15 protein-coding genes are annotated in these 16,212 nt (G+C 40.5%); 6 read left to right on the top strand and 9 right to left on the bottom strand.

The genetic code is table 11. The annotated features are described in order from the left end of the window. Positions 1-34: 34 nt before the first annotated feature. Positions 35-1,111: an aminotransferase class V-fold PLP-dependent enzyme gene (locus tag D3P12_RS04735; protein ID WP_118193923.1), complete on the bottom strand. Its 1,077-nt coding sequence runs from the start codon at positions 1,109-1,111 to the stop codon at positions 35-37. A 263-nt stretch (positions 1,112-1,374) separates the two neighbouring features. Here D3P12_RS04735 and D3P12_RS04730 point away from each other — a divergent pair, with 263 nt between their 5' ends. After that, positions 1,375-1,749, top strand: a complete 375-nt coding sequence (locus D3P12_RS04730) for a GreA/GreB family elongation factor (RefSeq protein ID WP_118193922.1) — start codon at positions 1,375-1,377, stop codon at positions 1,747-1,749. A 92-nt stretch (positions 1,750-1,841) separates the two neighbouring features. On the opposite strand, the gene D3P12_RS04725 is transcribed toward D3P12_RS04730, so the two are convergent. Both D3P12_RS04725 and leuS read right to left on the bottom strand, forming a co-directional pair. After that, complete coding sequence (locus tag D3P12_RS04725; protein WP_118193921.1) at positions 1,842-4,292, bottom strand: TonB-dependent receptor domain-containing protein; 2,451 nt, start codon at positions 4,290-4,292, stop codon at positions 1,842-1,844. A gap of 111 nt (positions 4,293-4,403) precedes the next feature. Continuing rightward, positions 4,404-7,184, bottom strand: a complete 2,781-nt coding sequence (gene leuS, locus D3P12_RS04720; RefSeq protein WP_118193920.1) for a leucine--tRNA ligase — start codon at positions 7,182-7,184, stop codon at positions 4,404-4,406. Positions 7,185-7,302: 118 nt separating this feature from the next. Here leuS and D3P12_RS04715 point away from each other — a divergent pair, with 118 nt between their 5' ends. The 5 genes from D3P12_RS04715 to D3P12_RS04695 are packed head-to-tail and all read left to right on the top strand — an operon-like array spanning position 7,303 to position 10,913. Further along, entirely contained in the window at positions 7,303-8,181 is an 879-nt protein-coding gene (locus D3P12_RS04715) for a cell division protein FtsX (RefSeq protein WP_118193919.1), read from the top strand. A 19-nt stretch (positions 8,182-8,200) separates the two neighbouring features. After that, on the top strand, positions 8,201-8,425 hold the full coding sequence (locus D3P12_RS04710; protein ID WP_245977389.1) for a DUF3098 domain-containing protein: 225 nt from the start codon (positions 8,201-8,203) through the stop codon (positions 8,423-8,425). A gap of 3 nt (positions 8,426-8,428) precedes the next feature. Further along, on the top strand, positions 8,429-9,223 hold the full coding sequence (locus D3P12_RS04705; protein WP_118193917.1) for an undecaprenyl-diphosphate phosphatase: 795 nt from the start codon (positions 8,429-8,431) through the stop codon (positions 9,221-9,223). A 2-nt stretch (positions 9,224-9,225) separates the two neighbouring features. Continuing rightward, a complete protein-coding gene (truB, locus tag D3P12_RS04700; RefSeq protein ID WP_118193916.1) occupies positions 9,226-9,942 on the top strand; it encodes a tRNA pseudouridine(55) synthase TruB in 717 nt (238 codons plus the stop codon). Then, a complete protein-coding gene (locus D3P12_RS04695) occupies positions 9,939-10,913 on the top strand; it encodes a bifunctional riboflavin kinase/FAD synthetase (protein WP_118193915.1) in 975 nt (324 codons plus the stop codon). Before truB ends, D3P12_RS04695 begins: the two co-directional genes overlap by 4 nt. Before the next feature lie 43 nt (positions 10,914-10,956). Here the strand turns inward: D3P12_RS04695 and D3P12_RS04690 are convergent, their stop codons facing one another. The 6 genes from D3P12_RS04690 to D3P12_RS04665 form a co-directional block, all read right to left on the bottom strand. Continuing rightward, the gene (locus tag D3P12_RS04690) at positions 10,957-11,487 is read right to left on the bottom strand and encodes a YceI family protein (RefSeq protein ID WP_205941059.1); all 531 of its coding nucleotides are present in this window, start codon (positions 11,485-11,487) and stop codon (positions 10,957-10,959) included. A gap of 98 nt (positions 11,488-11,585) precedes the next feature. Next, on the bottom strand, positions 11,586-12,002 hold the full coding sequence (locus tag D3P12_RS04685; RefSeq protein WP_118193913.1) for an OsmC family protein: 417 nt from the start codon (positions 12,000-12,002) through the stop codon (positions 11,586-11,588). Positions 12,003-12,004: 2 nt separating this feature from the next. Then, complete coding sequence (locus tag D3P12_RS04680) at positions 12,005-13,174, bottom strand: trans-sulfuration enzyme family protein (protein WP_118193912.1); 1,170 nt, start codon at positions 13,172-13,174, stop codon at positions 12,005-12,007. 131 nt (positions 13,175-13,305) lie between these two features. Further along, entirely contained in the window at positions 13,306-14,547 is a 1,242-nt protein-coding gene (locus D3P12_RS04675; RefSeq protein ID WP_118193911.1) for a sulfate adenylyltransferase subunit 1, read from the bottom strand. Positions 14,548-14,567: 20 nt separating this feature from the next. Beyond that, entirely contained in the window at positions 14,568-15,458 is an 891-nt protein-coding gene (gene cysD, locus D3P12_RS04670) for a sulfate adenylyltransferase subunit CysD (protein WP_118193910.1), read from the bottom strand. Positions 15,459-15,501: 43 nt separating this feature from the next. Next, the gene (locus D3P12_RS04665; protein WP_118193909.1) at positions 15,502-16,212 is read right to left on the bottom strand and encodes a phosphoadenylyl-sulfate reductase; all 711 of its coding nucleotides are present in this window, start codon (positions 16,210-16,212) and stop codon (positions 15,502-15,504) included.

Genomic DNA, 16,212 nt, shown 5'->3' with positions numbered 1-16,212 from the left:
GCAAGGGGTTTGTTACATATCGGGAAATTATTCGCTATGTGTGAACATTTTGCTTAATTATTTGTAATATTTTATCTAAATCGTCTTTCGTATTAAAAAAATGGAAAGAAATTCTTATCCCCTGTCCTCTTGGAATACAAATGACCTTCTCGTTTTTCAGAAGTTCAAACAACTTATTATCTCCTTTTATATTAAAGATGCTAGACACTGTCGATCGTTTAGCCGTAATATCGTCTAATATAGAAAGTTCGTTGAACGCGCATTTTGCCTGTATAGAAAGGTTTTTTAATTGCTGTTCTATTTTATCCATGCCAAACGAGGCCAGGAACAACAGTGATTGTTGCAAAGAACCAAAATTCAGCGTATCCAAATGGCCAGGCTCAAAATGAGCGTCTATAGCATTCTTACCTCTTGCTTCAAACTCTTCCGACATTTTTATATTTTGAAACCTTGCGGTGATACGGTTATAAACCTGATCTTTGAACAAGATATATCCATTTCCATAACCGGCTAGCAACCATTTATAACCACTTCCTGCAAGAACATCTAATCCGCTACCTTCAAAATCCATTCTCCCTGCACCACAATATTGTGTCCCATCTGCGATCAATAATAAATCTGGGAAATCACTTTTCAATTGCCGGACAAAGTCTAAACTGAGCGTCAGACCGTTAATATACTGCACCAGACTGAAAGCAAATATGGACGGTCTGTATTTTTTTATAGCCTGATAGATATGCGCTTCGACGTTTTCGTCGACCTTCACGACGCTGATTCGAAAGTTCCGTGCCATGATCGGATGCGAAATTGACGGGTATTCATCATCTAACAACAAGAAGTGCTCATCAGCAGTAAATGTTTCCAAAAAAGCATTAAATGCCAATGAGAAATTTGGCACTAAAAAAGCATGTTCCGCATTAAAAAAGCCTCTAACGGTCTCGCGTACTGACTCAATAAACGATCCTTGCTCTACTCGAAACTGACTTCCGTTTTCATAAAAATCTCGCTCATGTCTCTTCCGCCAGACATGCAAATCAGTTGATAAAATACATGAACTGGCAGTATCAACGTAGGTGCAATCGGTAAGGATTGGGAATATTTCTTTCATCATTTCTAAAAATACTCAATTCTTGATAAGAAAAACTAAACAAAAAAGTTTATTGCCGATTTATCTTTTATTTATTAAGTTTGGGAAAATGAATCAGAATATCACATATCGTTTAACGGAACGCTCTCGAAGTTCGAAGTTGCGGTATCCCTGTTTCATCAAATACCTCATTTTGTAAATACAGGCTACTCGGCACGTATTCATAGACTTAAAACATTTTTATCAAATTTTCCTGTCATTTTTTTTACAACTATTAGAACAGTAATATGGAAACATCAAATAACAACGTAGTATTAAGTGAAGAAGACTACAACATTTTAAGAAATCACGTTACTCCGAATCCGGATAACCCCATGTCACTTGCATACGAACTCAGTCGGGCTAAGGTGGTCAAAAAAGACAAAGTACCGGCCGATCGCGTCAAGATCAATTCATTGGTAACTATTGAGGATCAACAAAGTAAAGTTAAAACGACGGTTACCATTGTTGAGCCGGCGAATGCCGACATGAAACAGCAGAAGGTTTCATTTTTAACGCCGATCGGTTCGGCGCTGATTGGTTTTAAAATTGGAGATGAAGTAGAATGGAAAATGCCTGTCGGAATTCGAAAATATAAAATATTAGAAGTTACTAATCCTTAGCGTCGGTCAAAAACATCTTCTTCACAAATTAAAAAGGCAGAGATATTGGAAATCTCTGCCTTTTTAATTACTTGTTCAGTAAGTATCAATAGTTATTGGGCCATACCACCCTGCCCTTGCTGGCTTTCACCTTGTTTCTGGTCGTCATTACTGATCCCACGTCTTCTCTTTTGCGTTTCTTTGAAATCCATTTTACCAAAGTTCCAACTAAATGTCACCCCAAAGGAACGGAATGGTACACCTACACTCGAATTTTGGGTATAGTTTGGCGTAAAGATCTCGGAATCGAAGAACTTAGTCTCGTTAAATGGATCGATAATATTAACACCGATACTCGCCTTTTTGTCTAGTATCTCCTTCTTGAAACCAAGGCTCCACATATTGAAAGAGGGATTTGTACCTTGGAAAGTGCGGCGAGGTGAATTTAACATAAAGAAAGTCTCGGCAATAAATCCGCTACTCGCAATATTATAGCTCCCACTGATAAATGCACGATACATAAAATGCGTTTCATCAGCCTCTGTAGTCAAATTGCCATTCACACCAGTAGCATCAATGTTATATGTATACAGGTTCAAATTTGTCCTCAGTGTCAAATTTCTGATCGGGTTCACAGAAGCAAAAAGGTTGGTTCCGAAGGATCTGTTCTGACCAATATTATCAAATGTTTGTAAAACGATTGGCTGATTTTCATTGTCAGGGTTATCAATCGTTGTCACCAAACTCTCAATCACGTCATTGGTCAAGCGATAGTACACGGAAGCATTTAAGACAGTCCCCCCCTTGATAAAAGTTGAATAACCTAATTCAAAGTTATGTGACAACTCCGGCTTTAGTTCGGGGTTACCTTGACTTTGATTGATCGGGTCAGATGTGTTTCTAAATGGGTTCAGGTAGAACAAACTCGGACGTTGGATACGTTGGTTATAACTCAACTTCAAACTTGACATCGCACCTAATTTCCGGGAAATAACGGCGCTCGGCAAAATATTTAAATAGTCATTTTCGAAAGCGTCAAAGCTAGCTACAGACTCACCGTTTAATTTGGTATATTCAGCTCTGACACCTGCCATCAATTGATACTTTTCACTAATGGTATAGTTTAAAGATGCATAACCCGCAGCAACGTCCTGATCATAACTATAATCATAAGAACGATTGGGATTGAGCTCATAAGACCCATCAACAAGTTCCCGAATGTCTGACAAACTACTGATATCACGCAAAATAGCCTTAGCACCTACCTCTAAGGTTGCCTTTTCCGCAAAGGGGTGCGCGTAGTCAACCTGCATTGTCAGCTCGTCATTTGTACCATCATTAACCCCCATTTCACTCAGTCGATCACCTTCTGTATATAGAGTTGAATAGTCTGTATTATTTTTATTTCTTGAGAACTGACCGACGATCGCCAACTCTTGCTTTGGCTTGTCAAATTTGTGCGTATAGCCCAGTGACCAGTCAAAACCATTGAAACCTCTATCCTGATCAGAATTGCTCACTAAGTTAGGACTATTAAGATATGTCGAGGTAGAAACACCTTCCATATCCATGCTAAATTTGTTCAACGAGAATGTGGTGTTAAATAGATTGTTTTCATCCAAATCATAATCCACACCGATCGACCCGCGACCACCCAGACGTTGCGCTTCACTTGACCCATTTTGCATCAACGTGGTGGTACCATCATTATCAATTTGTGTAAAACCAATGGTTGTCGTTTGTGGCCATGACCAATGCGCACCTGCATTAGCGGTTACTCCGAATTTCCCCTTACGAAGATTAATGTTTCCATTCGAATTGTTTTGTCTGGTTCCAATTCCGGCGGAAAGTGAGCCATTCACACCAACGATATCCTTCTTCTTTGTAACGATATTAATAATTCCAGAAGTTCCTTCGGCATCGTATTTAGCGGAAGGACTGGTAATCACCTCTACATTGGCAATCTGATCAGCCGGAATCATCTTCAATGCATCACCTACACTGTTTGACATCGCCCCAGAGGGCTTACCATTAATCAGGATTTTGACATTTTGATCACCGCGGAGTGAAACATTACCATCCATATCTACCGATAGCAGAGGAACCTTGCGCAACACATCGGTAGCATTCCCACCAGCTGAAGTAACGTCCTTTTCAGCATTATAAACTAAACGGTCAATTTTATTCTCAATAAGTGGTCTCTCACCAGTAACCGAGACTTCAGACAGTTGAGTCGCAGAAGGAGACAAGAATATTTTTCCAAGCTCTACCGTTCCTGCTTTCACCTCAACCGAAGGAATTGTTTTTTCGATATAGCCTAAGAAATTAACAACTACGCGATAGGTTCCTGCAGGCACTTCATTGACTGAAAAGTTCCCTTGATCATCTGCCAAGGATCCGTTTACGCTCACATCTTTACCTTCTGCAAACAAAGCAATCGTAGCGTAGTCCACCGGCATATTGGTTGCTGAATCGACCACTGAACCAGTTACAGTGCCTTTGGTTTGTGCGTTCACCTGAAGTCCCCATACAGCTAGCAGGGCAAATAGTAGTATTTTTTTCATCTGTGTTTTTACTCTTTGCTCAATTAGTCTCCACGATGGGCGTATTGTTACATCCCTGAGTCAAAAAACAAAGCAACAACTACGTTACACGGACATTTTACTATAAAAGCATCATACTACAATATTGATAATCCGACCTTTAACAATAATAATTTTTTTGGGGGTTTTACCTTCTACATACCGCTGAACATCTTCATTGTCCAGGCTCTGTTTTTCGATCTCAGCGTTTTCCATATCCAATGGAAATTTAATTTTCGCCCGCACCTTACCATTAACAGAAACAGGGTATTCAAATTCGTTTTCTACCAAATACTCTGGATTAAACGCCGGATAGCTTGCATAACTCAAGGTGCCTGCCTGATTTCCAAGTTTTTCCCACAACTCTTCGGTGATGTGTGGAGCATAGGGTGAAAGCACAATACAGAGATCCTGCAAAACCTCTCGTTTATTGCACTTAAGATCAGTCAGTTCATTAACACATATCATAAATGCAGAAATAGAGGTATTGAATGAGAAACGATCAATGTCTTCCTGAACTTTTTTGATAATCTTATGGAGCGACTTTAACTCTGCCGGACTTGCTTTTTCATCCGAAACAGTAAAATTAAAATCAGCATCATGAAAAAGCTTCCAGAATTTGCGGAGGAATTTAAATACTCCTTCTATGCCGTTTGTATTCCATGGTTTACTCTGCTCTAAAGGCCCCAAAAACATTTCGTACATCCGCAGGGTGTCTGCGCCATAAGCTTCAATGATATCATCCGGGCTCACAACATTGAATTTAGACTTAGACATCTTTTCAACTTCATGGCCACAATGGTATTTCCCTCCCTCCAAAACAAATTCTGCGTCTTGATATTCCTTTCGAGAGGCTTTAAACTTTTCTATATTTAAAATGTCGTTTACAACAATATTGACATCAACATGAATAGGTGTAACCTTGTATTGATCTTTAAGACCATACGAAACAAACCGGTTCGTCCCTTTGCCTTCATCATCTATGATGCGATAGACGAAATTCGAACGCCCTTGAATCATCCCTTGATTAATCAATTTTTTAAAGGGCTCTTCCTCGGGCACATAACCCCGGTCTTTTAAGAACTTGTTCCAAAAACGACTGTACAATAAATGCCCAGTGCCATGTTCGGAACCTCCAATATATAAATCTACCGCCTTCCAATAATTAACAGCTTCTTTTGACACAAATTCATCTGAGTTATTTGCATCCATATAACGGTACCAGTACCAGCTAGAGCCAGCCCAACCAGGCATCGTACTCCATTCGTAATCGTATTCCGACTTATATTTCCAGTCTTTTGCTCTAGCTAACGGAGGTTCACCCGTCTCAGTGGGTAAATATTGATCCACCTCAGGCAGAATAAGTGGCAAATCACCCTCCGCAATCAATTGAGGCAAGCCGTTTTTAAAATATACAGGAACGGGCTCTCCCCAGTAGCGCTGTCTGCCAAAAATTGCATCTCGCATGCGATAATTTACCTTTTTCTTCCCTTTGCCTATTTCTTCGAGTTTGACAAGCAATAAAGCCACCGCCTCATCGTAGGTCAATCCATTGATAAGATCCGAATTTATATACCTACCTGTTTTCGATGGGTCAGCTTGCTCTTCAATATTTTGCTGATCGTGGATGGGCACAATTGGTAAATCGAAGTGTTTAGCAAAAAGATAATCTCGCTGATCCCCCGAGGGAACGGCCATAACCGCGCCAGTTCCATAGCTTGCTAAAACATAATCTGCTATCCAGATTGGAACCCGTTCGCCTGACAATGGATGAATCGCATAACTTCCCGTAAACGCACCAGAAACTGTCTTGGTATCAGCCATACGCTCCAATTCAGACTTTTTCTTTGTCGCGGTCAGATAGGCTTGTATTTCATTTTTTTGTTCTTCAGTGGTTAACTCCTCAACCAACTCATGTTCAGGAGCCAATACAAGGAAGCTTACCCCATAGATTGTATCGACACGGGTTGTGAATACCTCGATCTCCTTACCAGTCTCTGTATCAAATGTCACCGATGCACCAACACTCTTCCCTATCCAATTTCGTTGAATTTCAACCAGGGGTTCCGGCCAATCCACTGTTTCCAAGCCTTGTAATAGACGTTCTGCATAAGCGGTTATCCGCATACTCCATTGCATCATCTTTTTTTGCTCAACTGGATAACCACCTCGCTCCGAAACTCCACCAACAACTTCATCATTCGCTAAAACAGTGCCTAAAGCTGCGCACCAATTCACCGAGCTTTCTTTCAAATAAGCTAATCTATATTTCAAAAGCTCTTTTTGCTTTTCCTCATCAGAAAATGCAAGCCATTCGCTGGATGTAAATTGCCTGGTATTATCATCGGCTACCGCATCAATCACTTCACTTCCGTTCTTTTCAAAATGCTCGATTAAAGAACTTATTGGCTCTGCCTTATCGGTTGTTTTATCATACCAAGAATTAAAAAGCTGCATGAAGATCCATTGTGTCCACTTATAATAGCTTGGATCACTTGTACGCACCTCTCTGCTCCAGTCATAGGAAAACCCTATTTTGTCCAACTGAACCCTATAACGATCAATATTTTGCTGTGTGGTAATCGCTGGATGCTGACCAGTTTGTATCGCGTACTGCTCAGCCGGTAAACCAAAAGAATCATAACCCATTGGGTGCAGCACATTAAATCCTTTTAACCGCTTATATCTACTGTACACATCAGAAGCTATATACCCCAAAGGATGTCCCACGTGTAACCCGGCGCCTGAAGGGTAAGGAAACATATCCAAAACATAATATTTTGGCTTTTCAGACGTATTATCTACTTTGAAAGTGTTATTGGTGGCCCAAAATTTTTGCCATTTATGCTCTATTTCGTTAAATTGGTAATCCATTCTATTATATTTTCCTTTACTGGCAAAAATAGAATTTTTTTATGGCATTGATAGTTTTTGAATATGGATTGTCTTTTTCTCACATCATTTAGTTAATTTCGCATTTTAAATCTGTGATATGGAAGAATTTGAAGTTAGTACCACGTCAAGAAAAACGAAATCAGTTTATATTTCTACTGTAATCAGTATTGCTCTGGTGCTGCTTATGACAGGTTTATTAGGGCTTATCTTGGTTCATGCTAAAAACCTTTCGAACTACGTTAAAGAAAATATTGTTTTGAACGTCATCGTCAACGGTGATGCAAAAGAAGCTGAGGTTCTAAACCTGCAGAAAGAAATCAATGCGGATAAATATGTTCTCAAGACTCAATACATCAGTAAAGAACTTGCCGCAAGGAACCTTCAACAAGATTTGGGTGAAGATTTTGTTCAGTTTCTGGGTTATAATCCGTTATTATCGTCGATCGACGTATACTTAAAAGCTGAATATGCTAACAAAGACAGTATCGATGTCTTCACTGAAAATTTATCTGAAAAAGCAATGGTCCAAGAGGTAGTTTATCAGGAATCATTGATTGACATGGTAAATAAAAACATTCGTATAATCGGTTTAATTATATTGGGTTTTGCTTGTATTCTTCTGATTATTGCTGTTGCTCTAATTAATAATACAATCCGTCTTGCCGTCTATTCACAACGCTTTCTTATTAAAAGCATGCAAATGGTCGGCGCAACCAAAAGTTTTATCCGTAGCCCGTTTATTGGCTATGGTATTGTTCATGGTTTATTAGGTGCGATCATTGCCATCATCATGTTGCTTCTGGTGTTGTATTTTGGTCAGCAACAGATCCCTGAACTCATAATCTTAAGAAATTACTTTGAATTCGCACTGATATTTGTTGGAGTTGTCATTCTTGGTATCCTTATATCCGGACTCAGTACATACTTTGCCGTGTCAAAATACTTACGCTTAAGAATGAACGACTTATATAGATAAGATCATTATGGCTCAAAACATGAAAGATTCTCAGACAAAAAACAAATCTACCGGAATGGTATTCGGTAAGATCAATTATCAGCTAATGATTGCCAGTGTAGTCGTTGTCTTCATCGGGTTCATTCTTATGTCAGGCACAACCGATATTTACAGCTTTACCAAAATCACGTTAGCTCCGATTGTGGTTATTGCTGGTTTTGCTCTCGGATTTGTAGCAATACTAAAAAAACCAAAACGCGATTAACATATGAGTTTATTTGAAGCCTTGGTCTTGGCCATTGTAGAAGGGCTGACTGAGTTTTTACCGGTTTCCTCCACCGGGCACATGATTATTGCCACTTCCTTACTTGGCATGGAATCGACGCCTTTTGTAAAGTTATTTACTGTAGCCATCCAGTTAGGAACGATCCTTTCGGTCGTTGTTTTATACTTCAAACGTTTTTTCAAATCGCTTGATTTTTACTATAAACTATTTGTGGCTTTCTTGCCCGCGGCTGTATTGGGACTGGTTTTCAGTGACCTGATCGATAACATGCTAGAAAGCCCTATGACTGTTGCTGTTTCATTAGTTATCGGTGGGGTTATCCTTTTGTTTGTTGACAAATGGTTTAACAACCCCAAAATAGATGATTCTGATGAGATATCCTATGCAAAAGCATTCAGGATCGGTCTATACCAGTGTTTAGCCATGATACCCGGCACTTCTCGTTCCGGGGCAAGTATCGTTGGGGGTATGGCCGAAAAGTTAAGTCGAAAAGCAGCAGCTGAATTCTCGTTTTTCCTTGCTGTTCCAACGATGGTCGGAGCTACGGGAAAAAAGCTGATCGACTACTTCATGGATGGTGGACAGCTTAGCTCCAACGAAATCAATGTTCTTGTTATAGGCAATGTGGTTGGTTTTATTGTTGCCATTATTGCGATTCGATCGTTTATAGGCTTCTTGACAAAACATGGATTCAAACTCTTTGGTTGGTATCGAATTGTTGTAGGATTAGTGATTATCATTTTATTATTAAGCGGACATAGCTTAAGTGTTGTTTAAAGATGCATTCAAAGCAAAAAGACTTTCCCGAGTTTGATTTTCAAGCGGGTGAGATATTGTTGGTTGACAAGCCTCTCCGTTGGACAAGCTTCGATGTGGTGGGAAAGATTCGAAACACCATCAAGCCACTCAAAGTTAAGGTTGGACATGCAGGGACACTCGATCCACTCGCAACAGGTCTCCTCGTGCTCTGTACCGGAAAAAAGACAAAAACAATTGATCTGCTACAGGCTCAAGAAAAGGAGTATATTGGTACGATCTATTTGGGTGCCACAACGCCTTCCTATGATCTGGAAACTGAAATCGATCAGAGATTTGACATTAACAATATTACCGACACGAAAATATATGAAGCCGCACAGCAATTTGTCGGAGAAGTGCAGCAATATCCGCCATCACATTCAGCTATAAAGATTGGTGGAGAACGTCTATACGAAAAAGCTCGACGTGGCGAAGAAGTTGAGCGCAGACCAAGGACTGTTAATATACATTCCTTCGAAATTACAGACATCGCTCTCCCATTGATCAGCTTTAAAGTGATCTGTAGTAAAGGCACTTATATACGTTCACTCGCTAATGATTTGGGAAGAGCACTCCATAGTGGCGCATATCTACATTCTTTAAGAAGAACAAGGAGTGGTGAATTTTCAGTTGAAGATGCATATGAGGTTCAAGAGCTAGTTGATCATATCAGGGAAAATAAAGTGAAAGAGATATGAAGATCTACAGGAATATAGAGGACTTTATACCGATCGACAATGCAGTAGTTACTATCGGAACTTTTGACGGCGTGCACATCGGACACCAAAAAATATTGGCTAGTTTAGTGGAAAGTGCGAGAGATATCAAGGGTGAAACGGTTATGCTTACCTTTTTCCCGCACCCACGCATGATTCTCCATCCTGAAGACGATAGCCTTCGTTTAATTAGCACAATCGAAGAAAAAGCTCGCAATCTTGCAGCTAGCGGACTTGATCATCTGATTATTACGCCTTTTACACGCGAATTTTCTCTACAAAGTCCGGAAGATTATATCCGCGATGTTTTAGTAAGCAAGATCGGACTTAAGAAAATCGTTATCGGATACGACCATCGCTTTGGAAAAGATCGTACCGGCTCTTTACCCGACTTACTAGCTTATTCAAGTATGTACGGATACAGCGTACAGGAAATTTCAGAGCAGGACATTAACGAAGTTACTGTTTCATCAACAAAAATACGGGAGGCCTTGATTAAAGGGCAAATTGAAATTGCAAACAAATACTTGGGTTACCCTTATGAACTTACCGGATTGGTAGTCATGGGTAAACAAATCGGTAGAGACATCGGTTACCCAACTGCTAATCTTCACATCGAAGAGAACTATAAACTTATTCCCGCTTATGGCATCTATGCAGTAGAGGTCAGCATCGTTGATAATATCCAAGTGAAAGAAGGTCTATTCGAAAGCCATGAGGATATTGAGACTTTCAAAGGGATGGGTTATATTGGTACTCGTCCGACCGTAAATGGCATTACGCGAAGTATTGAAGTACACCTCTTTGACTACAGTGGCAATCTTTATGGCAAATCGCTCCGCGTCAAGTTTTTACATTTCATTAGGCATGATATCCGCTTTGATCAATTAGAAGACATGATCCAGCAAATTACAGAGGATGAAAAAAAAATAAGGGAAATGTTAAATTGCTAGGTCATGAAACCTAGCAACTAATTTATTGACTAGAGCTACTTAATTATTGCTTAATAAACTGTACAGATGCCTGAATATTGATGCGGTCACCCACCACAACGGAGCCCGCTTCGGTAACAGCGTTCCACACGAGACCAAAATCTTTTCGATTGATCTTACCGGTGACTTCAAATCCAACTTTAAAATTCCCATAAGCATCGGTCACACTGCCTCCATACTCAGCATTTAGCTCAATCTTCTTTGTTATATCCTTTACGGTCAGATCTCCTTCAAGAACAAATTCTTCATTTCCCATAGCTCTCACAGAGGTTGAAACAAAGCTGATTGAAGGAAAATTTTCAACATCGAAAAAATCGGCGGATCGAAGATGGTCATCCCGCTGTTGCTGGTTCGTATCCACACTAGCCGCATCAATCGAAAATGCAACTTTTGCAGATTCAAAGTCTGCTTCGTCGTTACTTTCTACCGTACCATCGAACGATCGGAAATGACCAGAGACAGTAGAGATAACGAGGTGCTTTACTTTAAAATTAACTTCTGAGTGTGTGGGATCAAGCGCCCATTTGGTAGCCATAATAACAAAATTAAATTATCAATATCAATCCACAGCAATACATCAGTTTTTCACTGTTACTGCTGACATAAACACAAACAGAAGAAGAGTATTTTTGTTTAATTTAATTGAATTCCATAGGTTATTTCGACGCCACCTGCCACCAGCATATCGTGTACTGAACAATATTTTTTTACGGCAAGCTCTGCGGCCTTCTGAGCTTTCTGCTCATCAATATCTCCCGTAAGGAAAAACTGGATATGTATATCCGTAAAAATATTAGGCACGGCTTCCCTTCGGTTGCCAGTTACTTTAATATTCACGTCGACCACTGCCTGTCGTTGTTTCTTTAAGATACTCAATAAATCCAACACACTGCATGAACCCAAAGCCATTAAAACCAGCTCCATTGGTCGCACACCTAATTCCTCACCACCAATATCTGGTGAACCATCGATATGGACGGTAACCGGTGAACTAGCCGCCGATGCCTCGAAATGTACCGCCTGATTAACTCTTTTGATATTAACTTCCATAATTATTTACTCCTATCAAGTGCTTGTAATAGATCATTTTTAATATCGTCCACATCCTCCAATCCGACAGATATCCTTACCGTTCCGGGAAGAATACCCAGATTCAAACGCTCATCCTCTTTCAATTTTGAATGCGTAGTCGATGCCGGATGAGTAATAATAGTCCGGGAATCACCTAGATTGGAAGTGATTAAAACCATCTCCAGAGCATCCATAAAACGCTTCGCACGTTCATATCCACCTTTTACAATAAAAGTTACGACCCCGCCGCCCAGCTTCATTTGCTTTTTTGCCAGCTCATACTGAGGGTGTGAGGGCAAAAAGGGGTAGCGGACAGATTCTATTTCATCATGAGCTTCCAATGCTTCTGCAACGGCAAGCGCATTGCTGCAATGGCGATCCATCCGTAGCGGAAGTGTCTCTAGGCTTTTAGATAATATCCATGCGTTAAACGGCGACATAGCAGGGCCGGTATGGCGGATAAAGAAAATCATCTCGTTAATCAAGTCCTGCCTACCGGCTACTACACCACCCAATACACGGCCTTGTCCGTCCATATACTTTGTCGCTGAATGACTCACCAGGTCAAACCCATACTGTAATGGCTTCTGTAAATAAGGTGTCGCGAAACAATTATCAATACTCAATATAATATGGGGATACTTCTTTTTAAATCCACCCAGCCATTCCAAATCCACAAGCTCCAACCCAGGGTTTGATGGCGTCTCCAAGAATATCATCTTCGTATTTTCCTGGATCGCACCCTCCCATTGCTCAGGTTTTGATGCATCCACATAGGTATGTGTAATCCCCCATCTCGGAAATAGCTCGGTAAAGAGTTGATGTGTTGAACCAAAAATGGCTCTAGAAGAAACGATGTGATCGCCACTCCTTAATAAAGCAGCGAATGAAGCAAATACAGCTGCCATTCCTGAAGAAAATGCTAAGCCAGCTTCTGCACCTTCCATTACACAAACCTTGTTGATAAACTCAGAAGTATTCGGATTGGAATACCTGGAATAAATAATCCCGTCTTGTTCATTCGCAAAAACAGCACGGCACTGTTCCGCATCATCAAAGATAAAACTGGAGGTTAAATACATAGGAACCGAATGTTCCCTATTTTGAGAACGAGGAAACTGTTCCCGGATAAGCTTGCTTTCGTCTTTCATTAAAGTTAATTAAAACAAACAGACCGCCGAGCAACATCACCAAACGATCTGTTTGTATTCGTCCAAATTTAATGAAAACATTAAATCTTGAATAGATTTTTTAAAGATTTCGTGCGCTTTAGTCTAAAAATTTAGTCAAACATCAAAGCACCTACGGTAAGGTTTGTCCGACTATCGATCAATATAGCCCCTCCTGTTGCTTTATTATTAGCATAAGAATCAATCGCAAGTTCATCTGCAGACCGTAAAGAGATTCTGCCGATATCGTTAAGCCCAAAACTATCTGCTGCAACTTCCTCTAGCGTATTAATATTAATTTTATGGTGAACATCTCGTATCTTCACTCTAGACACCTTGCTGTTAACCTGCAATAAATAAGTCTGTGAAAGATCAAGCGGGCGTGTATCCATCCAACAGATCGAAGCCTCAATACCTTTTGTCAAGTTGGGACTTTCTCCACTCGCCGTCACAATCAAGTCGCCGCGACTAATATCTAAATCATCTGTTAATCGCAAAATCACTGACTGCCCTTCACTAGCCACATCCAACTGTTCGTTATTAAGTTCAATATGAGAAATCGCGGTGTGGAAGCCCGAAGGCAGAAGAATCACTTTATCACCCACTTTAAATGAGCCACCAACTACCCGACCAGCATAGCCTCGATAATCATGCAATTCATCCGTCTGCGGCCGCACAACCCATTGTACCGGAAACCTGCCGATATCAACGGCTTTTCCTTTTTCCACCTCGACTGTTTCTAGGAAATGAAGCAATGATTGTCCCTCATACCAAGCCATATTCGTTGATTGCTCCACAATATTGTCTCCTCGCAATGCACTAACAGGGATAAAATCGATGGAAGGAATCGAAAGCTTCTTCGAAAAACGAAGATAATCCTCCTTAATTTTTTCAAAAGCAAGGCGATCGTAATCGACCATATCCATCTTATTTACGCATACCAATACATGCCGGATCTGAAGGAGCGACACAAGAAATGTATGTCGAATAGTCTGCTCAATAACACCTTTTCTCGCATCAATTAAAATAATTGCTAAATCAGCCCCCGATGCACCAGTCACCATATTGCGGGTATACTGAATATGACCAGGTGTATCAGCAATAATAAACTTACGCTTATCTGTCTGGAAATATTTATATGCAACGTCAATCGTAATTCCTTGTTCGCGTTCAGCTTTTAGACCATCAGTCAAAATAGCTAAATCGACCGTACCGTCATCATTCTTACGATTAGCATTCCGAATCGCCTCCAATTGATCTTCTAAGATTGAATCTGTGTCATATAGCAATCGACCAATCAACGTACTTTTCCCATCATCAACACTCCCCGCCGTTATGAATTTTAATATATCCATTATTAATTTTTTATCGTATCCTAAAAATAACCACCTTTTTTCCTGTCCTCCATCGCTGCCTCTGAAACCTTATCATCCATCCGTGCACCACGTTCAGAAATACGCGAACTGCTGATTTCCTCGATCACTCCGTCAATATCAGCTCTATCGGACTCCACTGCAGCGGTACAGGTCATGTCACCGATCGTTCTGAAGCGTACGTTTTTCCTGACAATTTGGTCTTCATGATCCATATTCAGGCTCGGATCCGCAGTCATCCACTGACCATTCCGTAATATACAGTCGCGTTCATGCGCAAAATACAACGACGGGATTTCAATATTTTCTCTTTTTATGTAATTCCACACATCCAGTTCAGTCCAGTTACTTATCGGGAATACACGTACATTTTCACCCTTTTGAATACGTCCGTTAAAAATACTCCATAACTCTGGACGCTGTCTTTTAGGATCCCATTGACCAAACTCATCCCTCACCGAGAAAATACGTTCCTTTGCTCTTGCCTTTTCCTCATCTCTCCGTGCCCCGCCGATACACGCATCAAACTGATGTTTTTCTATTGTTTCCAATAGTGTTACTGTCTGCAGCGGATTTCTGCTGGCATTCTTGCCTTTTTGCTCAACCGCCCGACCTTCGTCAATAGCATCTTGTACTAAACCAACAACCAGTTTTTCCCCTAGTTCTTCGATTAGTTTATCTCTAAACTCAATTGTTTCCGGGAAATTATGTCCAGTGTCAATATGTACCAAAGGAAAAGGAAATTTACCCGGTCTAAAGGCCTTTTTTGCCAAATGCACCAGCGTAATTGAATCTTTCCCTCCAGAAAATAAGAGAGCGGGTCTCTCAAACTGTCCGGCCACTTCCCTTAGGATCGATATCGCTTCTGCTTCTAAATGATCTAAATAATCCATTCTTCTATATTGTATCTACTTATTTATTACTTTATAACACCAACTAAGAGGCAGCACTCGTTATGTGAAGTCCACATTCTTTTTTACTCTGATCTTCCCACCACCATCGACCGGCACGAAAATCTTCACCTGGCTGTATCGCCCGTGTACAAGGCGCACAACCAATACTTGGGAATCCTTTATCGTGCAAGGCATTATAGGGTACATTATTCTCCCGTACATAATCTTTCACATCGTTCAGCGACCAAAAGAATATTGGGTGAACCTTAATCAACTGATGCACTTCATCCCATTCCACCCAATTCATCTGTTCACGATTCGCGGACTGATCCGCCCGAATACCTGTAATCCATATTTTTTTTCCTTTCAGCGCCCGATTCAATGGTTCAACCTTCCGAATCCCACAACACTCTTTTCTATTTTCTACAGACTCATAAAAGCTATTTGGCCCCTTTTCGCTTAACATCGCCTCCAGTCTTACCCGATCCGGATAATAAACCAATATATTTTTTTTATACCGTTCTCTTACTCGATTCCAGACCGAATATGTTTCTTTAAAGAGCCGCCCCGTATCCAGAGTAAAAACATCAATCGGCAGATCCTCTGAGAATATCATATCCGTTATCACCTGATCCTCCCAACCAAAGCTCGTTGAAAAAGCTATTTCACCTCTAAATTCTTCACCTAACACCCTTAAAACCTCTTGGGGTTGTTTTCCTTTAATCAATTTCTCGACATGTTCTATTTGGCTCAT

This window comes from Pedobacter indicus, assembly GCF_003449035.1.
Classification (GTDB): Bacteria; Bacteroidota; Bacteroidia; order Sphingobacteriales; family Sphingobacteriaceae; genus Albibacterium; species Albibacterium indicum.
The sequence above is the reverse complement of the archived record's forward strand: the minus strand, read 5'-3'. Positions and strand labels throughout refer to the sequence as shown.